We start from the raw sequence: 20,348 nt of genomic DNA on the forward strand, positions 1-20,348 counted from the left end.
CAGCGACATTTCGTATGCGCGTACCACGGAGAATTGGGTGTTTTGACGGATCCGGCGGTGAACGACGACCAGCGACGTGACAGCCCGCCGCTCGCCGCCGCACGGTTCGAACAGCTGCACCGCACCGACCGCACCCTGGTCACGCGGCGGTTCCTGCCCGGCGGCGGGTCGCTGATCGTCAAGACGGCACTGGGCCCGGACGCGGTCAAGCGGACCGACCACGAGCTGGCGATCCTGCACCGGCTGCGCGGCGTCAGCGGCGTCGCGCAGCTCGCCGCCGAACTCCCCGAGCCGGGCACCCTGGTGCTCACCGACCCCGGCGGCACCACCCTGGCCCAGCGCGCCAAGCCCCTGCCGTGGGCCGAGACCGTCGCCATCAGCCTCGACCTGGCCCACACCCTGGCCGAGATCCACCGGCGCCACGTCGTACACCGCGACGTCTGCCCGTCCAACATCGTGCTGCCGCCCGGCGGCGGGGTGTGCCTGATCGACTTCGAACTGGCCACCGCGTTCGCCGAGATCCGGCCCGAGTTCACCCACCACAACGAGATCGTCGGCACGCTGCCGTACCTGGCCCCGGAGCAGACCGGCCGCACCGGGCGCCCCGTCGACCAGCGGGCCGACCTCTACGCCCTCGGCGCCACCATGTACGAGCTGGCCACCGGCGCCCCGCCGTTCGGCACCGGCGACCCGCTGCGCCTGAGCCACGCCCACCTGGCCCGGCGCCCGGTGCCGCCCGCCGAAGCCGATCCGCGCGTCCCCGCCGAACTGTCGGCGATCATCATGCACCTGCTGGAGAAGGAGCCCGACCACCGGTACCAGACCGCCGAAGGCCTGGCCCACGACCTGGCACTGCTGCGCGACGCGCCCCCCGGCGCCGCGGCCGGGCTGCGCGTCGGCGCCAACGACGTGCCGCTGCGGCTGCTGCCCCAGTCGCGCATCATCGGCCGCGACCCGGAGATCCAGGCGCTGGGCGCGGCGTTCGACGACGCGATGAGCGGGCTGAGCCACGGCCTGCTCGTCACCGGCGCCGCAGGCGTCGGCAAGACCTCCCTCATCGACGAGCTGCGCGCCATCGCCTCGGCCGGCGGCGGCTGGTTCGTGTCCGGCAAGTTCGACCCGCACCGGCACGACCGCGACTACGACGCCGTCCGCCAGGCCCTGCGGGCACTGGGACGACTGCTACTGGCCGAGCCTGAGGAGGAGCTCGCCGAGCTGCGCAAACGGGTGCTGCGCACGGTCGGGCACAACGTCGGGCTGCTCGTCGCGGTGCTGCCCGAGTTCGGGGCGCTGCTGCACCTGGAGGCCGACCCGACCGTCGGCGACATCACCCACGCCCAGGCCCGCACCCAGCGCACCGGCGTGGACGTGCTGATCGCGACCGCGTCGCCGAAGCGCCCGATCGTGCTTTTCATCGACGACCTGCAGTGGGCCGCGCGTACCCCGCTGGGGTTCATCGACATGCTGGTGTCCGAAGGGCCGCCCGACGGGCTGCTGCTGGTCGGGGCGTACCGGGAGGACGAGGTCGACGCCACGCACCCGCTCGCCGCCGTGATCGCCCGGTGGCGGCGCCAGGGCGTCGAGCCGCAGCGGCTGCGGCTGGAGAACCTGACCGCCGACAGCACCACCGAACTCGTCGCCGACCTGCTGCACCTGGACCTGCCCGACGCCGCCGAACTGGCCGGGCCTGTCGCCCAGCGCACCCAGGGCAACCCGTACGACACCGTCGAGCTGATCAACGCGCTGCGCCGCGACGGCGTACTGGAGCCCGGCGAGGACGGCTGGACCTGGGACGCCGCCGCCCTGGCCCGCCACCTGCGCCAGGCCGACGTCGCGGACCTGTGGACCGCCCGGGTGCGCGCCCTGCCCGAACCGACCCGCCGCGCCGTGGAGGTCATGGCCTGCCTGGGCGGCAAGGCCGATCTGAACCTGCTGCAGACCCTGTCCCAGCGCGACGTCCCGGCGATCGAGGAGCTGCTCGTGCCCGCCCTCGACGACGGACTGCTGGTGCTCGAACCCGGCGAACCCGCCGACGTGCTGCGGTTCCGGCACGACCGGGTCCGGCAGGCCATCCTGGACAGCCTGCCCCACCCGAGACTGACCCGGCTGCGCCTGGACCTGGCCCGCCGCCTGTCCGCCCAGCCGAACCTGGCCGACCTCGCCGCGCAGCAGTACCTCGACGTCGCCGACCGGGTCACCGACCCCGACGAGCGCTGCCGCGCCGCCGGGCTGTTCGCCCGCGCCGCCGAGCGCTCGCGGCTGCTCAGCAACCACGCCGCCGCCGAGCGCTTCCTCGCCGCCGCGATCGCCCTGGCCGACCCCGGCGACACCGCCGAACTGCTGCGCCTGCACACCGCCCGCCACGCCGCCCTGTACGGCCTGGGCCGCCTCGACGACGCCGACCGGGTGTACCAGATCATCGAGCGGCTGTGCGCCGACCCGACCGACTGCGCCGACGCCACCATGGTCCGCGTGCTCAGCCTCACCAACCAGGGCCGCGCCGCCGAAGCCGTCGCCCTCGGCCTGCGCATGCTCGGCGAACTCGGCGTCCACCCGCCGCCGCCGGAGCGCGTGGACGCCGAGATCGAAGCCGAACTCGACCGGCTGGCCGACTGGCTGGACGACGGTGACGCCGAGACCGACCTGGCCCGCCCCGAAACCGCCGACCCGCGGCTGCTCGCCGCCACCGCGCTGATCAACAAGATGATGGCGCCGGCGTTCTTCAGCGACCAGGCCACCATGTGCTGGCTGACCCTGCGGGCGCTGCGCTGCTGGGCCGAGCACGGTCCGGTCGCGGCGCTGGTCGGACCCGTCGCGCACATCATGTTCGTCACCGTCGGCCGCCGCGGCGACTACCGCACCGGCCACCGCGCCATGCGGCGCTTCCTCGCCGCCGCCACGGCCCGCGGGTACGAACCCGACACCTCCCAGGCCCGCTTCCTCTACGCGCTGAGCACCGGCCACTGGTACGAGCCCCTCGAGGACACCGTGCGGCAGGCGCAGCTGGCCCGCGAGGGTCTGCTGCACGGCGGCGACCTGCAGAAGGCCTGCCACACCTACTACGTCACCGTCTACGGCCTGCTCGACTACGCCCCCACCCTGGACAGCTACCTCACCGAGGTCGACGCGGGGCTCGCCTTCGCCACCCGCACCGGCAACGACCAGTCCACCGACGTGTACCTGCCCTACCGGCGGCTGGCCGCCGAGCTGCGCGGCGAGCACGTCGACGCGTACCCCGACGAGCAGGCCATGCTCGACGGCCTGGCCGGCAACGTCGTCGCCGCGTCCAACGTGCACCTCACCCGGGCCCTGGCCGCGGCGCTGCTGGACGAACCGGACGCCCTGCACCGCCACGTCACCGCCGCCGCCGCGCTCACCCACACCAACCCGGCGACCTACCCGGTCGCGCTGACCTACCTGCTGCGCGCCCTCGACCTCGCCGCCCGCGCCCGCACCGCCGCACCGGCCGACCGCGACCGGCTGCTGGCCGAACTGGACGAGTGCGCCGGCTGGCTGGCCGACCGGGCCGCCGACGCGCCCGGCAACTTCGCGCACCTGCTGCTGCTGGTACGCGCCGAGCAGGCCGCCGCCCGCGCCGACTTCGAGGCCGCCGCCCGCGCCTTCGACGCCGCCCAGCGCGCGGCCGCCACCCGGCAGCGCCCCTGGCACCGCGCCCTCATCCTCGAACACGCCGCCCGGTTCTACCTCGCCAACGACATGCCCACCGCCGGGCACAACCTGCTCGAACGGGCCCGGCAGGCGTACCTCGCCTGGGGCGCCGCCGCGAAGATCGACCAGCTCGACCGGGCCCACCCGCCGACCGCCGACGGCACCGCCCCCGCCGCGGCGTCCGCCGAACCCACCCGGCCGATCCTCACCAGCACCATCGACCTGCTCGGCATCCTGGCCGCATCGCAGGCGCTCAGCTCGCAGACCACCTTCGACGGCGTACGCGCCCGCGTGGTCGAGGTGCTCAGCGACATGACCGGAGCCACCGCCGTGCACCTGCTGCGCCGCGACGACGACGGCAAGCACTGGGCCCTGCCCCCGCAGGAGCCCGGCGACCGGCCCCCCGCCCCCGCCTCCGTCATCCGGTACGTCGAGCGCACCCGCGAACCGCTGGTCGTCGGCGACGCCGCCCACGACGACCGCTTCGCCCGCGACCCGTACTTCGCCGGCCTGGACACCTGCTCGCTGCTGGCCGTGCCCATCGTCAACCGGGGCAGCTGGCAGGCGCTGCTGCTGCTGGAGAACCACCTCATCCGGGAGGCGTTCTCGGCCGAACGGCTGGACGCGGTCCAGCTCATCGCCGGGCAGCTCGCCGTGTCGCTGGACAACGCCTCGGTGCTGGCCTCGCTGGAGCGCAAGGTGGCCCAGCGCACCGAGGAGCTGACCGCGGCCAACGCCCGGCTGGAGCTGCTGAGCAGCACCGACGCGCTCACCGGGCTGGCCAACCGGCGCCGGTGGGAGCAGCGGCTGGCCGGGGAGTGGGACCGCGCCGCCCGCGCCGGGGCGCCGCTGGCGCTGGCGATGGTCGACATCGACCACTTCAAGCCGTACAACGACCACTACGGGCACCCGGCCGGCGACGACTGCCTGCAGCGGGTCGCCGCCGAGCTGACCCGCAACCTGCGCCAGGTCGACCTGGTCGCCCGCTACGGCGGCGAGGAGTTCGCGGTGCTGATGCCGGGCATCGGCGTCGAGCGGGCCCGGCAGGTCGGCGAGCGGCTGCGCGCCGCGGTCGCCGCGCTGTCCGAGCCGCACGCGGTCACCAGTGACGGAATAGTGACGGTCAGCATCGGGGTGGCGGCGATGACGCCCGGTCCGGCCCGCGACGCCGACGACCTGGTACGGCTGGCCGACGTCGAGCTGTACCGCGCCAAGCGCAGCGGCCGCAACCAGGTCAGCGCCGCCGCCTGACCCTCGGCGCCGGGGCGCCGGGAACCGCCCGGCGCAGCACCGCGGACCTCGGATGAGAGTGGGGACCGCGGGATCAGGCGGGCTCGATGCCGCCGGTGTGACCGGCGCGACGCGCCAGCGGCGGCGACTCGCCTGGACGACGCGGCGCTTCGCCGTAGGCTGGCAGGCGTGACCGAGTTCGACGGCCTTCCTGTCCTGCGCTCCCCCATCGCCATCGCCGCCTTCGAGGGGTGGAACGACGCCGCTGACGCCTCCACGGCCGTGGTGGAACACCTGGAGCAGGTGTGGGACGCCCGCGAGGTGGCGGTGGTCGACCCCGAGGAGTTCTACGACTTCCAGGTCAACCGGCCGCTGATCACGCTGGTCGAGGAGGAGCGGCGGATCGAGTGGCCGAGCACCCGGTTCCTGGTGGCGTCGCCGCCCGGGGCCAAGCACGACGTGGTGCTGATCCGCGGCATCGAGCCCAGCCTGCGCTGGCGCACCTTCTGCGGCGAGGTGCTGGAGATCTGCCACAGCCTGGGCGTGGAGAAGCTGGTGCTGCTGGGGGCGCTGCTGGCCGACGTGCCGTACAGCCGCCCGCTGCCCATCAGCGGCACCGTGACCGGCAGGTCCGCCGCCCAGGAGAAGATCAAACTCACCCCCACCCGGTACGAGGGACCGACCGGCATCGTCGGGGTGCTCCAGGAGAGCGCCCGCCGCGCCGAACTGGACGCGATGTCGTTCTGGGTGCACGTGCCGCACTACGCGAGCAACCCGCCGTGCCCGAAGGCGACGCTGGCACTGCTGCACCGCCTGGAGGAGGTGCTGGACCTGCCGGTGCCCATGGCCGACCTCGCCGAGGAGTCGGCCGAGTGGGAGGACCGGGTCCGCGCCGCCGCCGCCCAGGACGCCGAGCTGGCCGAGTACCTGCGCGACCTGGAGGAGCGGGCCGGCGACGCGATCAAGCCGCTGTCCGGCGACGAGATCGCCGTCGAGTTCGAGAAGTACCTGCGCCGCCGCGGCGGCTCCCACGGCCCCACCCACGGCACCTGGTAGACCCGCACTCCCCCGACGCCCGCCCCGGCCCCCGCCGACGGCGGGCGTCGCCGTCTTCGCACCCGTCCCGCGCACCCGTCCCGCGCGGGCGCCCCAAGATCGGTGCAGTTTCGGGGAAAGTGCAGGATTCGGGGCCAAGATTCGTGCACTTTCCCCGAAACTGCATGATCGATCGTGACGTGTCAGGCGCGACACGTTGACTAGGTCGTCCTAGGACGCTAGGTATTCGGACATTCGTACGGCATGATCCCTATCATGACCGAGACGGGCATCGGCGGGATCAATCCGGGCGCGGCGGAGCATCCGCACCGCCAGATCGCCGCCCAGCTGCGCGCGAAGATCAGAAGGGGCGACTGGGCCGCGGGCGAGCAGCTGCCCTCGATCCCCGCCCTCGCCCAGATGTACGGCGTGGCCAAGCAGACCGTGCAGCGCACCATCGACCAGCTGCGCATCGAGGGCCTGCTGATCACCAAGCCGGGCTCGGGCACGTTCGTGCGCGGCACCCGGCGCCGCCTCAACCGGCTGTCGCGCGGCCGCTACGGCGCCCAGCGCGGTTACCACGCCGACCTGGCCGCCCGGTACCGCCAGCAGCTCACCGAGGTCGCGCGGGCCGCTCCTCCGGCCGAGGTCGCCGACGCGTTCGGCGTCTCCGACAGCACCGAACTGGTGGTGCGGCGCCACATCGTGCGCACCCAGGACGCCACCGTCGAGGTCGGCGCCTCGTGGCTGCGCCCCACCGACACCGCGGGCACGGGCCTGGAACGCTTCGAGTCGTTCGGCCGCCCGCTGTACCAGGAGGTCGAGGAGGTGACCGGCCGCCGCTACGTCACCGCGACCGACACCATCACCGCCCGGCTGCCCACCCGGGAGGAGGCCGAGGTGCTGCAGATCCGGCCCGACACGCCGGTGCTGCACCTGCTGCACGTCGCGTACGACGCCGATCACCGCCCCATCGAGGTGGCCCAGTCCACCTGGCCAGGACCGATGACGACCCTCACGGAGGACTACCGGGTGCCCGCGCCACGCCCGGACGCGGACCTGGATGGAGACCCGGATCCGGGCCTGGTGCTGGGCTGATCCCTTAATGTCGGGTGGCCGACAGTTTTTCTCCTGCGCGCGAGCGCACCGGTCGCAAGGATGGGACGCATGACCCTTCGCCGAGACGTTCCCGCAGGTAAGCGTGGCGCTTCCCGGACGCCGGACACCGGCCGCAAGTCGCCGCAGGCGTTCGTGGCCACCCTCGGCGCCCTGGTCGTGCTCGTGATCGGACTGGCGCTGCTGGCCATCCTGGTCGTCGGCATCGCCGACGGGGTCGCCTCGACCGGGGTGCTGCTGCTGGGCGCCCTCTGCCTCGGCGTGTTCGCCCTGGCGGCCCGCCTCGGCCACGTCGCGCTGACGCTGCGCCGCGAGGCCGCCGCTCCGGTCCGGGCCACCCCGGCCCGGCGGCCCGCAGCCCCGCAGGCGCCGCGCCCGGCCGCGCGGACCCGCCCGCAGCCGCGCCCGCGCGCCTGAGCCGGGAGCACCCCGGGCCCTCGGCATCGCCGCCTGACGCTGGGCGCGGGGCAGCGGCCACAGGGCAGCGGAAGTGGTGCCGGGCGGTCACAATGCCGTCGTGTTCAAGCAACGGGAGAAGGATCGCCAGCGGCTCACGCCGTTCAGTCGCGAGCGGAATCAGTATCTGCTGATCGTGCCGGTGGTGGGGTACCTCATCGCCCGGGGCGAGCCCCTCGGCTTCCTGCTCCTGCTGCTGTTCGCCGGCTCGTTCATCCGCTTCCTGCGGACGGGGATCTTCGCCACCGACTCGACGCTGCGGGTCAGCGGCGGGCCGTACTTCTCCGCGAGGTTCGACGAGGTGGTCGCGTTCACGGTGCGCCGGGACGAGCGCGGGCACCGGGCACTGTGGATCGACCTGGTCGACGGCAGGCGGTACCCGACCCCGGTCGGGCTCGACCCGGGTCAGAACACGATCATGATGAGCCAGTCGCAGCTGGACGCCCTGGTGGCGAACCTGGATTTCCGCCGGTCCGCCGCCACCGGCCGGACCCCGGCCCCGGCGGTCGGCTGACCTCGACCTCGACCTCGACCTCGACCTCGACCTCGACCGCACATGATCGGTGTCTCCGGTCAGGACCCGCCCTTGAGGCGAAGGGGACGACCGCAGGCGGCGATCATCGCGGGTGACCGCGCCACGATCAGGCACAAGATCGGCGTCCCAGGTCGGAACCCTCGATGTGCGCGAAGGTTCCGACCCGAAACACTGATCTTGCGCCGCAGCCGCGCGCCGCGCGGTGACACCGCACCGTGGGCGCCGCGCGGTGACACCGCACCGTGGGCGGCGCGCCGTGGGCGGCGGGTGAGGGGGCGGCCGTGCGGTGGCTAGAGGGCGATGCCGAGGAGGGCGTCGAGGGTTCGGGACATCAGGGCGGGGGCGGCCGGGTCGGTGCCCGCGCCGGCGAGGGTGTCGTCGGCCCAGGCGTCGATGAGGGCCAGCGCACCGGGGGTGTCGAGGTCGTCGGTGAGCTTGCCGCGTACCCCGGCCAGGAACTCGGCACCGGACGGCCCGGCGGCGGCCCGCGCGGCCCGGCGCCAGCGGGCCAGCCGGGCCTCGGCGGTCTTGAACAGCTCGTCGGTCCAGGAGCGGTCGGTCCGGTAGTGGTCGGCGATCAGCGCCAGCCGCACGGCCATCGGGTCGACGTTGTCGGCGCGCAGCCGGGACACGAAGACGAGGTTGCCGCGCGACTTGCTCATCTTCTCGCCGTCCAGGCCGATCATGCCCGCGTGCACGTAGTGCCCGGCGAACGGGGCCTTGCCGGTCAGCACCTCGGCGTGGGCGGCCGAGCACTCGTGGTGCGGGAAGAGCAGGTCGTTGCCGCCGCCCTGCACGTCGATGGTGTCGCCGAGCAGGCCGAGGGCGATGACGGCGCACTCGATGTGCCAGCCGGGGCGCCCGGCGCCGAGCGGGCCGCCGTCCCAGGAGGGCTCGCCGGGGCGGGAGCCGCGCCACAGCAGCGGGTCGAGCGCGTCCTGCTTGCCGGGGCGCTGCGGGTCGCCGCCGCGCTCGGCGGCGAAGACCAGCATCTGCTCGCGGGACAGGTTCGACTCGTACCCGAAGCGAGGCGCGGAGCTGATCGCGAAGTAGACGTCGCCGGTGCCGTCGTCGAGGCGGTACGCGGCACCCGTGTCCAGCAGCCCCACCACCTTGTCGACGATGGCCGGGATCGACTCGACGGCGCCGACGTAGCGGGCCGGCGGGATGATCCGCAGCGCCTCCATGTCCTCGCGGAACAGGGCGGTCTCGCGCATGGCCAGGACCTTCCAGTCCTCGCCGTCGCGGCTGGCCCGCTCCAGCAGCGGGTCGTCGATGTCGGTGACGTTCTGCACATAGGTGACCTCGTGGCCGGCGTCACGCCAGAGCCGGTTCACCAGGTCGAACGTGATCATGGTGGCGGCGTGGCCCAGGTGCGTCGCGTCGTACGGGGTGATGCCGCAGACGTACATGGTCGCGTGCCCGTTGCCGGGGCGGCTGGGGCACACCCCCTGGCGCGCGGAGTCGAAGAGAACGAGGGGTTGACCGGCGCCGGGCAGGCGCGGGACGTCGAGTCCGGACCACGATTCCATGCCCGCCAGCCTAATCGGCATTCTGCCGAGAGCGGATCTAGCCTCGAGGGGTTACCCGGTTGGCCGAACGTGACGCTAGGGTCGAGGCATGACCCATCAGGTGTACGCGTTCGAGCCGCCGGAGCGGTTCGTGGCAGGCACAGTGGGTCCGCCCGGTGAGCGCACGTTCTTCCTGCAGGCGCGCGGCGGAGGCCGCCTGGTCAGCGTCGCGCTGGAGAAGATGCAGGTGGCGCTGCTGGCCGAGAAGCTCGAGGAGCTGCTCACCGAGGCACATCACCGCTTCGGGGCGGACCTGCCCGGCACCGAGCTGCCGACGGACAACGAGCCGCTGGAGGCGCCGGTCGACGAGGAGTTCCGCGTCGGCACGCTGGGGCTGGCCTTCGACGTCGAGTCCAGTACCGTGGTGATCGAGGCGATCGCGGCCGAGGAGGTCGAGTTCGACGCCGAGACCGACACCGGCGACGAAGCCGACGCCGAGGACGCGCCGGAGATCTCCGACGACCTCGACCGGTTGCGGGTGCGGCTGACGCCGCAGGAGGTGCGCAACTTCATCGACCGCGCGAAGCGGGTGGTGGCGGCCGGGCGGCCGCCGTGCCCCCTGTGCGGCCAGCCGCTGGACCCGGCCGGGCACCTGTGCCCGCGCCATAACGGCTACCACCGCAGGTAGAGCCCCGGAACGCAGAAGCCGAGGAGGTCGGGCCATCCCTCCCGTCGACGACAAGACCGAACTCGGGCGTCTGCTGCGCGATGCCGACATGGAGATCGAAGGCAGGCTCGTCGAAGCCTCCAACACCACCCTGCGGGTGATCCTCACCGCCGACGGGCACAGCTTCCGCGCGGTCTACAAGCCGGTGCGCGGCGAGCGGCCGCTGTGGGACTTCCCACACGGCACCCTGGCCGCCCGCGAGGTCGCGGCGTACTCGGTGAGCGACCGGCTGGGCTGGGACATCGTGCCGACCACGGTGATGCGCGACGGGCCGCTCGGTCCCGGCTCATGCCAGCTGTGGCTGGACGAGGTGACCGAGCCGCCGGTGGACTTCGTCCCCGCCGACCGGCTGCCGCAGGGCTGGCTGCCGATCGCGGCGGCCCAGGACGACGAGGGCCGGCCGTACCTGCTGGCGCACGCCGACGATCCGCGACTGGCCCGGATGGCGGTGTTCGACGCGATCGTCAACAACGCCGACCGCAAGGGCGGCCACGTGCTGGCCACCCCGGACCGCAAGCTGTACGGCGTGGACCACGGCATCTGCTTCCACACCGAGGACAAGCTGCGCACGGTGCTGTGGGGCTTCGCGGGCCGGGCCGTCGCGCCCGACATCGCCGAGGCGCTGCGCGGCTTCGACGCGGGCATCCTGGCCGACCTGCTCGCCCCGGCCGAGGTCGAGGCGCTGCAGACCCGGGTGAAGCACCTGGTGGCGGAGGGGACGCTGCCGCAGCCGCCGGAGGACCGCCACGCGATCCCGTGGCCGCCGATCTGAGGTCTACTTCACCCGCCGGTGGTCGGTGACGACCATGTCGGCGTACTCCTGGTGGCGCTCCAGCCAGCCGGCCAGGAACGGGCAGATCGGCACGACGGTGCGGCCCGCCGCGCGGGCGTCGTCCATGACCCGGCGGGCGATGGCCTTGCCGACGCCCTGGCCCTCGAACTCCGGCGACACCTCGGTATGCGTGAACGCGACGATCTTGCCGGTCACCTGGTACGTCATGAACCCGGCCAGCACCTCGCCGGCACGTGCCTCGTATCGCCCCTTGGCCGGCGCGTCCACCACCTCGATCGTCACAGCGCCATCCTAGTCGGCGGCGGTGTCCGCGCCCGCATGGTGGATCGGCCCGTCGACCTCCGACAGGACCGCGCCCGAGCCGCCCCACCGGTTGGCGACGATCTCGGCGGCGATGCTGACCGCGGTCTCCTCCGGCGTACGCGCGCCCAGGTCCAGCCCGATGGGCGAGCGCAGCCGCCCCAGCTGCTCGTCGGTGAGCCCGGCCAGGCGCAGCCGGGCCAGCCGGTCGTCGTGGGTGCGCCGGGAGCCCATCGCCCCGACGTACGCCACCGGCAGCCGCAGCGCCACCTCCAGCAGCGGCACGTCGAACTTCGGGTCGTGGGTGAGCACGCACAGCACGGTCCGCTCGTCGACCAGGGCGTTTTCGGCCTGCTCGGACAGGTACCGGTGCGGCCACTGCACCACCACCTCGTCGGCGGCCGGGAACCGCCGGGCGGTCGCGAACACCGGCCGGGCGTCGCAGACGGTCACCCGGAACCCGAGGAACGACCCGATCCGGGCCACGGCGGCGGCGAAGTCGATCGCCCCGAACACGATCATGCGCGGCGGCGGCGCGTACACCGCTGTGAACAGCGTCAACTCGTCCCCGCGCCGCTGCCCGTCGGCGCCGTAGCGCAGCGTGCCGGTGCGCCCGGCGGCGAGCATGCCCCGGGCGTCGTCGGCCGCGGCCGCGTCCAGCCGCGGCGACCCGAACGAACCGGCGGTCCGGTCGACCCAGACGACCAGGCGCCGCCCGAACCGAGCGTGGTCGGCCGGGTCCACGCAGGTGACCACGGCCACCGGCTCCCCCGCCCGGATCGAGGCGACCACCTCGCCCAGCTCCGGGAAGGTCGTCCGCGACACGCGCTCGACGAACACGTCGATGACGCCGCCGCAGGTCAGACCGACCGCGAACGCGTCGTCGTCGCTGATGCCGTACCGCTGCAGCACGGGCGGCCCGGCGGGGTCCACGGCGAGCTCGTAGACGGCCGCCTCCACGCAGCCGCCGGAGACGCTGCCGGTGACCGCCCCGTCCGGGGCGACCAGCATCGACGCGCCGGGCCGGCGCGGCGCCGACCGCCAGGTACGCACCACCGTGGCCAGCCCGACGGTGTCGCCCTGCGCCCACCACCGGTGCAGCTCGTCGAGCACATCACGCATCGCTGTCCCGAAGATCGGGCGGGGTGTCCAGGTCGGTGCCGATCGCGATGTCGTCGCAGGGCACCTCCTCGACGAGCTGGCTCACCAGGTAGGGCCGCGCGCCGACGTCGCCGACGGCCAGCCGGGACGCCCCGTCCCAGTGGTCGCGCCCGAGCAGCACCGGATGCCCGCCGTCCCCGCTGTACGTGGCCACCCGCAGCGTCGTGGCGCGGGCGTCGGCGGCGATCCGGCGCACCGCCTGCGGGGTGACGCCGGGGGTGTCCACCAGCAGCACCACCACCGCCGTGACCTCCTCGGGCAGCGCGTCCAGCCCGGCCCGCAGCGACGAGCCCATGCCGGTGGGCCAGTCCTCGTTGACCACGACCTGCGCGCCGGGCAGCGGCGGCGCCTGCTCGGCACCGGCGCCGAGCACCACCACGACCGGATCGCAGCCGCCCTCCCGCAGGGTGCGCAGGGCGCGCTGGACCAGCAGCTCCGCACCGCCGGGTGCCTGCGCCAGCGCCTTGGGCATGCCGTAGCGCCGCCCGGCGCCCGCCGCCAGCAGCAGCCCCGCCGTGCTCACCGGTCGTCCCCCTGCCATGCCTTGGCCAGCCGGGCCAGGCCGTCCGGGGTGAGGGCGCCGTAGACGCGCAGCCGGGCCATGCCGCCGTCGGGGTACACGTCGAGCAGCACCTCCTCGACGGCGGCGGCGACGGCGGGGCGGAAGCGGTGCCGGGTGTCGGGCTGCAGCCGGGTACGCGGCAGCAGCTGCTCGCCGTCCGGGCCGGTCAGCGCCGCCCAGCCGGGGGCGTTGCCCTTGAAGTGGGAGGTGTCCAGCTCGATCAGGCTCGGCACGCCGGGGGCGGCCAGCCGGACCCGTACCCAGTCGTTGCCGCCGTCGCGGCGGCGGCGGGTCTCCCAGCCCTCGCCCATGGTGGCGGCCAGGCCCGGCAGCAGCAGGTTGCCGGGCGAGCCGTAGAAGCGGTCGGAGCAGTCGAGCACCCGCCCGCCGTACTCGGCGGCGGCCAGGTCGAACACGTCGGGCAGCAGGTCCGGGTCGGCCACCGGGGCGCCGTAGACGCGCAGCCGGGCCACGCCGCCGTCCGGGAAGATGCGCAGCCGCACGTGCGAGGCGCGGCGCGGCTGCTCCACCGGGAACCGGTTGCGGGTGTCGCCCTGCAGCGGCGAGCGCGCCACCAGCGGGAACCAGTCCGCCGCGGCCAGCTCGTCCGGCGCCGGGTAGCCCGCGAGCAGGCAGCCCTCGACGGCCGCCTCGGGCGGGTAGTTGCCGGTGAAGAAGGCGGTGTCCACCACGACCCCGTGCACGGTGCCGGTCGTGCCCAGCCGCACGACGGCGTGGTCGTGGCCGGGTTCGCGGCGGCGGCGGGTCTCCCAGCCGTCGTAGACCTGGCCCTTGGCACCGAAGGTGCGCGGGGTGAAGCTCGGCGCCCACGGGTTGATCAGGTTGTCGCGCTCGGCGAAGAACTCGTCGTTGGCCGCCACGACGCTGCCGCCGAGCGCCCGCGAGGCCAGGTCCAGCGATTCCTCGAACATCATGGACGCTCCAGCAGTCGGCCGATCGGTTCCGCGCCGGCCAGTCGGCCGCGCAGCCAGGTGTCGCGCACCACCCCGCGCAGCCGCCGCCCCTGGTACGGCGAGACGGGGTGGCGGTGCAGCAGCGCGGCGGCGTCCACGGTGAACTCCGCCTCGGGGTCGAACGCGACCAGGTCCGCGTCGGCGCCGACCGCGATCCGGCCCTTGCCGCCCAGCCCGACCAGGTCGGCGGGGGCCTGCGCCATCCAGCCGACGACCTGCGCCAGCGGCACCCCCCGGGTGACCGCGGCGGTCCACACCACGGGCAGGCTGAGCTGCACCGAGGCGATGCCGCCCCAGGCGGTGGCGAAGTCGCCCGCCTTCAGCTCGGGCGGGCACGGCGAGTGGTCGGACACGACCGCCTCGATGACGCCGTCGCGCAGCCCCTGCCACAGGGCGTCCTGGTGGGCGGCGTCGCGTACGGGCGGGCAGCACTTGAACTCGGTGGCGCCGTCGGGGACCGTCTCCGCCCGCAGGGTGAGGTAGTGCGGGCAGGTCTCGGCGGTGATCCGTACCCCGTCGGCCTTCGCCCGCGCGATCAGGGCGACGGCCTCGGCGGCGGCCAGGTGCAGGATGTGCACCCGGGCGCCGGTGCGCCGGGCCAGGTCGATCGCGGTCGCCACCGCCGACGCCTCGGCCTGCGGCGGGCGGGTGGCGACGAAGTCGGCGAAGTGCGCGGCGTGCGCGGGGGTGTCGACCAGCGCCGGGTCCTCGGCGTGCAGCACGAACAGCGCGTCCACGGCGCGCAGCGCCGACTCCAGCCCGGCCGGGTCCAGCGGCGGGAACTCCGGCACCCCGGAGTCGATCAGGAACGCCTTGAACCCGAACACCCCGTGCTCGTACAGCTTGGGCAGGTGGTCGGCGTTGCCGGGCACCGCGCCGCCCCAGAAGCCGACGTCGACGTAGCACTGCTCGGCCGCTGCGGCCCGCTTGACCGCCAGGGCCGCGATGTCGACGGTCGGCGGAATGCTGTTGAGCGGCATGTCGACGATGGTGGTGACACCCCCGGCCGCCGCGGCGCGGGTCGCGGTGTCGAAGCCCTCCCACTGCGTCCGGCCCGGTTCGTTGACGTGCACGTGCGTGTCGACCAGGCCCGGCAGCAGCGCGCACTCGCCCAGGTCGATGACGTCGTGGCCGCTCAGCGCCCCGTGCCCGGCCACGGCCGCGATCCGCCCGCCGCGCACGGCCACGTCGGCGGGCCGCTCCCCTTCCGGCGTGAACACCCGGTACGACCGGAAGACCAGCTCGCTCATAGTGCGTCCAGACTGGACGGGTCCACGTCGAACTCGCCCGGGTCGAGGGCGCCGCAGTGCAGGCCGCGGCGCAGGAACGCGGCCAGCATGCGGGCCGTGGCGGGCTCGTCGAGGTAGCCGCTGTCGCGGCGGTCCAGGTAGTCGCGCAGGCGCCTGGCCGCGGCCGGAGCGCCGTCGCGGAAGAAGGCGTACGCGGTGCCGAAGCGCGTCGCCAGCTGCGCCGGATGCAGGTCCCATCCCTGGTAGAAGCCGCGTTCCAGGCCCCGGCGCACCAGCTTCGCGTGTACGCCCCAGGCCGCGTGGACGGCGGCGGTGTCCCCGACCGGCAGGATGTTGGTGGAGCCGTCGGACAGCCGTACCCCCGTGCCCGCCGCCGCCACCTGCATCACCGCCTTGGCGTGGTCGGCGGCGGGATGGTCGGCGGCCTGGCGGCCGGGGGCGATGCCGAGCGCGGCGGAGTAGTCGTACGTGCCGTAGTGCAGCCCGGTGCACCGCCCGGCGGCGGCGTGGATCATCCGGGCCAGCGGGACCGTCCCGTCGGCGCCGAGCACCGCCTGCGGCAGCTCGATCTGCAGCTCGAACCGCAGCTGCCCGGAGATCGGCTCCAGCCTGCGGCACAGCGACACCATCGCCTCGACCTGCGCCACCGAGCTCACCTTCGGCAGGGTCACCACGAACCCCGGCGGGACGGTGCCCAGCGCGTCCAGGAACCGGTCCAGGGTGCGCAGTGCCCGCGCCCGCGTCGGCGCCTCCAGGCTCTTGATCCGGATGCCGGTGAACGGCGCCGGCCGGGTGGCCAGGTACACCGCCATGGCGCGCGCGTGCGCGTCCTCGGTCTCGTCCTCGCGTACGCCGTAGCCGTCCTCGAAGTCGATCCGCAGGTCCTCGATCGGCTCCGACGCCAGCTTCCGGCCCACCCGACCGTGCAGCTCCTCCGGGTACGGCAGCCCGTGCTCGGCCAGCGCCGCCAGCGCACCGGCGCCCCAGCGCGCCACCAGGTCGGACCGGACCCGGTCGGCGGGCACGTACACGGTGTGCAGCGGCTGGCGGGTCGCGGGCTCACCCGGGTACCGCTGCTGCCACAGCGCGTCGTCGGCGGCCAGCCGCCGGTCGATCTCCGCGTACGCCGCCGGGCTGAGCATCAGTCGATCAGCTCCCCGGCCGGCAGGGTCAGGAACGGGGTGAACTCGTCGCAGAGCGCCACCTGCTCGAACAGGCCGCGCGCGATGGCGTACTCGGGCCCCAGCTCCAGCATCTCGGCCTCGATCAGCTCCTGCAGCAGCGAGCGGGTGACCCGCTCGCCGGAGTCGAGCACCACCTCGTGGCGCAGCCACTGCCACAGCTGCGAGCGGGAGATCTCGGCGGTGGCGGCGTCCTCCATCAGGTTGTTGATCGCGGCCGCGCCGTTGCCGCCCAGCCACGCCTGCAGGTACCGGATGCCGACGTCGATGTTGGCGCGCACCCCGGCCCGGGTGATCCGCCCCGGCACCGTGGACACGTCCAGCAGCTCGTCGGCGGCCACCTCCACGTCGGGCCGCTGGCGGGGCAGCTGGTTCGGGGCGCCGTCCAGCGCCTTCTCGAACACCTCCAGGCACACCGGGACCAGGTCCGGGTGCGCCACCCACGACCCGTCGAACCCGTCGGCGGCCTCCCGCTCCTTGTCCTGGCGCACCTTGGCCAGGGCGTTGGCGGTGACGTTCGGGTCGCGCCGGTTCGGGATGAAGGCGGCCATGCCGCCGATCGCGTACGCCCCGCGCCGGTGGCACACCTTGACCAGCAGCTGCGCGTACGCCCGCAGGAACGGCGCGGCCATGGTGACGCTGCCCCGGTCGGGCAGCACGTACCGCTGGTGCTCGCGGAACTTCTTGATCAGGCTGAACAGGTAGTCCCAGCGTCCCGCGTTGAGCCCGCTGGCGTGGTCGCGCAGCTCGTAGAGGATCTCGTCCATCTCGAACGCGGCCGTGATCGTCTCGATCAGCACGGTCGCCCGGATGCTGCCGTACGGGATCCCCAGCAGCTCCTGCGCGGCGGTGAACACGTCCTGCCACAGCCGCGCCTCCTCGCTGCTCTCCAGCTTCGGCAGGTAGAAGTACGGCCCGCTGCCCCGGGCCAGCAGCTCGGCGGCGTTGTGGAAGAAGTGGAGGCCGAAGTCGACCAGGGCGGCCACGCCGGGGGCGCCGTCCACCGGCAGGTGCCGCTCGTCGAGGTGCCAGCCGCGCGGGCGCACCACGATGGTCGGCAGCGGCCCAGGGTGCAGCGCGTACAGCTTGTCGCCCTGCTGGAGGCTGACGGTGCGGCGCACGGCCTCGTACAGGCTCTGCTGGCCGCCGACGACGTTGGCCCAGTGCGGGGTGTTGGCGTCCTCCAGGTCGGCCAGCCACACCTTCGCGCCCGAGTTGAGCGCGTTGACGGTCATCTTCCGGTCGGTCGGGCCGGTGATCTCCACCCGCCGGTCGACCAGGTCGGCGGGGGCCGGGGCCACCGTCCAGTCCCCCTCCCGGATCCACGCCGTGTCGGCGCGGAAGTCCAGCCGCCCGCTGCGGCTGATCTCCTTCTGCCGGGCCTGGCGCGCGGCCAGCAGCTCGTCGCGCCGGGGGCGGAAGCGCCGCTGCAGCTCGGCGACGAACTCGACCGCCTCGGGGGTCAGGATCTCGGTCAATTCAGGCTCCAACGATGTGCTCGGGGCGCACCGGCACCCGGGTCAGGGCCGCGCCCGTGGCGGCGCGGATCGCGGCCACGACCGCGGGCGTGGACGAGATGGTGGGCGGCTCGCCCACCCCGCGTAGACCGTACGGGCTGTGCGGGTCGGCCAGCTCCAGGACGTCGAGCCGCATCGGAGGCATGTCCATGATCGTAGGGAGCAGATAGTCGGTGAAGGACGGATTGCGTACCATTCCGTCCACGACCTGGATCTCCTCCATCAGGGCCAGGCCTAAGCCCTGCGCCGTGCCGCCCTGGATCTGGCCGGCCACGGCCTGCGGGTTGACCGCTTTGCCGACGTCCTGGGCGGTGGCTATCTCGACGACCTTCACCAGGCCCAGTTCGACGTCTACGTCGACGGTGGCCCGGTGGGCGGCGAAGGCGTACTGGACGTGGGCGTCGCCCTGGCCGGTTTCTGGATCCAGTGCGTGCGTGGGGCGGTGGCGCCACTCCACCGTCTCCTCCAGCGCGCCGGCCTCCAGCGCCCCCACCCACTCCTCAGCCGAAAGGAAGGGACCCTTCTTATCGTTATCTGATGTGGAAGGGGCCCTTCCTAACGCCGTGAGGCGCGCGGCGAGGCGGGCGCGCAGGGCGAGGCAGGCGGCGCGGACGGCGCCGCCGGTCATGTAGGTCTGGCGGGACGCCGAGGAGGAGCCCGCGCTGCCGACACTGGTGTCGGCGGGCGCGATGGTCACCTGCTCCACGCCCAGCTCGGTACGCACGATCTGCGCCTGCACCGTGACCAGCCCCTGCCCCACCTCGGCGGCGGCGGTGTGCACCAGTGCGGCCGGGCGCCCGCCGACCAGCTCCAGCCGCACCCGCGCGGTCGCGAAGTCGTCGAACCCCTCGGAGAAGCACACGTTCTTGATGCCGATGGCGTAGCCGACCCCGCGCACCACCCCCTCGCCCCGCGTCGTGTTGGCGGTGCCGCCGGGCGGGAAGTCGGCCCCGGCCGGGGCCTGCGGCCGCTCCCGCACCAGCCGCAGCAGCTCGGCGACCGGGGCGGGGCCCTCCACGAGCTGCCCGGTCGGCATCCGGTCGCCGGTGGTCAGCGCGTTGCGCAGCCGCACCTCGACCGGGTCCAGGCCGACGGCGGCCGCGAGCCGGTCCATCTGCGACTCGTACGCGAAGCAGGCCTGCACGGCGCCGAAGCCGCGCATCGCCCCGCACGGCGGGTTGTTGGTGTAGAGGCCGTAGGCGTCCATCACCACGTTCGGCACGTCGTAGGGGCCGATGCCGAGGGTGGCGGCGTTGGCGACGACCGCGCCGGTGCTGGAGGCGTACGCGCCCCCGTCCAGCACGATGCTCGCCTTCACGTAGACCAGGCGGCCGTCGCGGTCGGCGCCGTGCTCGTAGCGCAGCCGGGCCGGGTGGCGGTGCACGTGGCCGAAGAACGACTCCTCCCGGCCGTACACCATCTTCACCGGACGGCCGGTGCGCAGCGCGAGCAGGCACGCGTGCACCTGCATGGACAGGTCCTCGCGCGCGCCGAAGGCGCCGCCGACCCCGGCCAGGGTGAGCCGCACCTTCTCCTGCGGCAGGCCCAGGCAGGCCGCGACCTGCTGCTGGTCGACGTGCAGCCACTGGGTCGCGATGTACAGGTCGACGCCGCCGTCCTCGGCGGGCACCGCCAGCCCGGACTCCGGGCCGAGGAACGCCTGGTCCTGCATGCCGACCTGGTACTCGCCGGTGACCACGACCGGGGCGGTCGCGGCCGGGTCGCCCTTGCGGATCGGCACGTGGCGCAGCAGATTGGGCCGGTCGGCATGCACCCGGTCCGAGCCTGGCAGCAGCGCCGCGTCGGGGTCGGTGACCGGGGCGAGCACCTCGTAGTCGGCCTTGATCAGCGAGGCGGCCCGGCGGGCGGTCTCGGGGTGGTCGGCGGCCACGATCGCGATCGGCTCGCCCTGGTAGCGGATCTCCGTGCCCGCCAGGACGGGCTGGTCGGCGTGCTCCAGGCCGTACACCCGGCGTCCCGGCACATCCTGCGCCGTGAGCACCGCGTAGACCCCCGGCAGCGCGACCGCCGCGGTCAGGTCCAGGCCCGTGAGCTTCGCGCGGGGGTACGGGCTGCGCAGCGTCGCCCCCCACAGCATGTCGTCGGCCCACAGATCCGACGAGAACGCGAACTCGCCGCTGACCTTGAGCCGCCCGTCCGGCCGCTGCGGGCTGCTGCCCACCCCGCCCCCGACCCGGACATCCAGCCCGGTCGGCCGCGCCCCCACCCGCACCTGCGCAGTCGGCCTGGTCGCATCAGCCGGCCGGACCTGGGCGACCTGTCCGCTCCGCCGGACCCTGTCCGCGATGCGTGCCGGGCCGGCGGGTGCCG

The 20,348-nt window shown here is 74.1% G+C and carries 16 protein-coding genes; 7 read left to right on the top strand and 9 right to left on the bottom strand.

The genetic code is table 11. The features are described 5' to 3' along the window. Nucleotides 1-57: 57 nt before the first annotated feature. The 5 genes from QEZ54_RS26785 to QEZ54_RS26805 all read left to right on the top strand — a co-directional run bounded on the left by QEZ54_RS26785 (nt 58) and on the right by QEZ54_RS26805 (nt 8,020). Nucleotides 58-4,920, top strand: a complete 4,863-nt coding sequence (locus QEZ54_RS26785) for a diguanylate cyclase (protein WP_281307486.1) — start codon at nt 58-60, stop codon at nt 4,918-4,920. A 168-nt stretch (nt 4,921-5,088) separates the two neighbouring features. Beyond that, nucleotides 5,089-5,955, top strand: coding sequence for a PAC2 family protein (locus tag QEZ54_RS26790; protein WP_281307487.1), 867 nt, complete (start codon nt 5,089-5,091; stop codon nt 5,953-5,955). A gap of 255 nt (nt 5,956-6,210) precedes the next feature. Beyond that, nucleotides 6,211-7,032: a GntR family transcriptional regulator gene (locus QEZ54_RS26795; RefSeq protein ID WP_281307488.1), complete on the top strand. Its 822-nt coding sequence runs from the start codon at nt 6,211-6,213 to the stop codon at nt 7,030-7,032. 69 nt (nt 7,033-7,101) lie between these two features. Further along, on the top strand, nt 7,102-7,467 hold the full coding sequence (locus QEZ54_RS26800; protein WP_281307489.1) for a hypothetical protein: 366 nt from the start codon (nt 7,102-7,104) through the stop codon (nt 7,465-7,467). A 100-nt stretch (nt 7,468-7,567) separates the two neighbouring features. Further along, a complete protein-coding gene (locus tag QEZ54_RS26805) occupies nt 7,568-8,020 on the top strand; it encodes a hypothetical protein (protein WP_281307490.1) in 453 nt (150 codons plus the stop codon). A gap of 311 nt (nt 8,021-8,331) precedes the next feature. On the opposite strand, the gene mshC is transcribed toward QEZ54_RS26805, so the two are convergent. Further along, complete coding sequence (mshC, locus tag QEZ54_RS26810; RefSeq protein ID WP_281307491.1) at nt 8,332-9,573, bottom strand: cysteine--1-D-myo-inosityl 2-amino-2-deoxy-alpha-D-glucopyranoside ligase; 1,242 nt, start codon at nt 9,571-9,573, stop codon at nt 8,332-8,334. Between the two features lie 88 nt (nt 9,574-9,661). Between mshC and QEZ54_RS26815 the strand changes: the two genes are divergently transcribed. Both QEZ54_RS26815 and QEZ54_RS26820 read left to right on the top strand, forming a co-directional pair. Beyond that, nucleotides 9,662-10,240, top strand: a complete 579-nt coding sequence (locus QEZ54_RS26815) for a DUF3090 family protein (protein WP_217401957.1) — start codon at nt 9,662-9,664, stop codon at nt 10,238-10,240. Nucleotides 10,241-10,274: 34 nt separating this feature from the next. Beyond that, the gene (locus QEZ54_RS26820) at nt 10,275-11,051 is read left to right on the top strand and encodes an SCO1664 family protein (RefSeq protein WP_281307559.1); all 777 of its coding nucleotides are present in this window, start codon (nt 10,275-10,277) and stop codon (nt 11,049-11,051) included. 3 nt (nt 11,052-11,054) lie between these two features. Here the strand turns inward: QEZ54_RS26820 and QEZ54_RS26825 are convergent, their stop codons facing one another. Genes QEZ54_RS26825 through pucD form a run of 8 tightly spaced genes read right to left on the bottom strand, consistent with a single transcriptional unit; the run spans nt 11,055 to nt 20,244 of the window. Continuing rightward, nucleotides 11,055-11,354, bottom strand: coding sequence for a GNAT family N-acetyltransferase (locus tag QEZ54_RS26825; protein WP_281307492.1), 300 nt, complete (start codon nt 11,352-11,354; stop codon nt 11,055-11,057). A gap of 9 nt (nt 11,355-11,363) precedes the next feature. Next, complete coding sequence (locus tag QEZ54_RS26830; protein WP_281307493.1) at nt 11,364-12,494, bottom strand: XdhC family protein; 1,131 nt, start codon at nt 12,492-12,494, stop codon at nt 11,364-11,366. After that, nucleotides 12,487-13,056, bottom strand: a complete 570-nt coding sequence (locus tag QEZ54_RS26835; RefSeq protein ID WP_281307494.1) for a nucleotidyltransferase family protein — start codon at nt 13,054-13,056, stop codon at nt 12,487-12,489. The genes QEZ54_RS26830 and QEZ54_RS26835 overlap by 8 nt, the downstream gene beginning before the upstream one ends. Then, nucleotides 13,053-14,030, bottom strand: coding sequence for an allantoicase (gene alc / locus QEZ54_RS26840; RefSeq protein ID WP_281307495.1), 978 nt, complete (start codon nt 14,028-14,030; stop codon nt 13,053-13,055). Before alc ends, QEZ54_RS26835 begins: the two co-directional genes overlap by 4 nt. Continuing rightward, nucleotides 14,027-15,319: an allantoinase AllB gene (gene allB / locus QEZ54_RS26845; protein ID WP_281307496.1), complete on the bottom strand. Its 1,293-nt coding sequence runs from the start codon at nt 15,317-15,319 to the stop codon at nt 14,027-14,029. Before allB ends, alc begins: the two co-directional genes overlap by 4 nt. Beyond that, nucleotides 15,316-16,461, bottom strand: a complete 1,146-nt coding sequence (locus tag QEZ54_RS26850; protein WP_281307497.1) for a hypothetical protein — start codon at nt 16,459-16,461, stop codon at nt 15,316-15,318. The genes allB and QEZ54_RS26850 overlap by 4 nt, the downstream gene beginning before the upstream one ends. Continuing rightward, nucleotides 16,461-17,978, bottom strand: a complete 1,518-nt coding sequence (aceB, locus tag QEZ54_RS26855) for a malate synthase A (RefSeq protein WP_281307498.1) — start codon at nt 17,976-17,978, stop codon at nt 16,461-16,463. The genes QEZ54_RS26850 and aceB overlap by 1 nt, the downstream gene beginning before the upstream one ends. Before the next feature lies 1 nt (nt 17,979). Further along, nucleotides 17,980-20,244 carry a xanthine dehydrogenase subunit D gene (gene pucD, locus QEZ54_RS26860; protein ID WP_281307499.1) on the bottom strand — a complete coding sequence of 755 codons (2,265 nt, stop codon included), beginning with the start codon at nt 20,242-20,244 and terminating at the stop codon, nt 17,980-17,982. Nucleotides 20,245-20,348 lie beyond the last annotated feature (104 nt).

This window comes from Catellatospora sp. KI3 (assembly GCF_029948125.1).
Taxonomy (GTDB): domain Bacteria; phylum Actinomycetota; class Actinomycetes; order Mycobacteriales; family Micromonosporaceae; genus Catellatospora.

Excerpts from the sequence above, each read along its gene's own strand:
- QEZ54_RS26800 (WP_281307489.1), top strand. The coding sequence starts at position 7,102 with ATGACCCTTCGCCGAGACGTTCCCGCAGGTAAGCGTGGCGCTTCCCGG.
- QEZ54_RS26815 (WP_217401957.1), top strand. The coding sequence starts at position 9,662 with ATGACCCATCAGGTGTACGCGTTCGAGCCGCCGGAGCGGTTCGTGGCA.
- QEZ54_RS26830 (WP_281307493.1), bottom strand. The coding sequence starts at position 12,494 with ATGCGTGATGTGCTCGACGAGCTGCACCGGTGGTGGGCGCAGGGCGAC.
- QEZ54_RS26850 (WP_281307497.1), bottom strand. The coding sequence starts at position 16,461 with ATGCTCAGCCCGGCGGCGTACGCGGAGATCGACCGGCGGCTGGCCGCC.
- allB (WP_281307496.1), bottom strand. The coding sequence starts at position 15,319 with ATGAGCGAGCTGGTCTTCCGGTCGTACCGGGTGTTCACGCCGGAAGGG.
- alc (WP_281307495.1), bottom strand. The coding sequence starts at position 14,030 with ATGATGTTCGAGGAATCGCTGGACCTGGCCTCGCGGGCGCTCGGCGGC.
- QEZ54_RS26795 (WP_281307488.1), top strand. The coding sequence starts at position 6,211 with ATGACCGAGACGGGCATCGGCGGGATCAATCCGGGCGCGGCGGAGCAT.
- mshC (WP_281307491.1), bottom strand. The coding sequence starts at position 9,573 with ATGGAATCGTGGTCCGGACTCGACGTCCCGCGCCTGCCCGGCGCCGGT.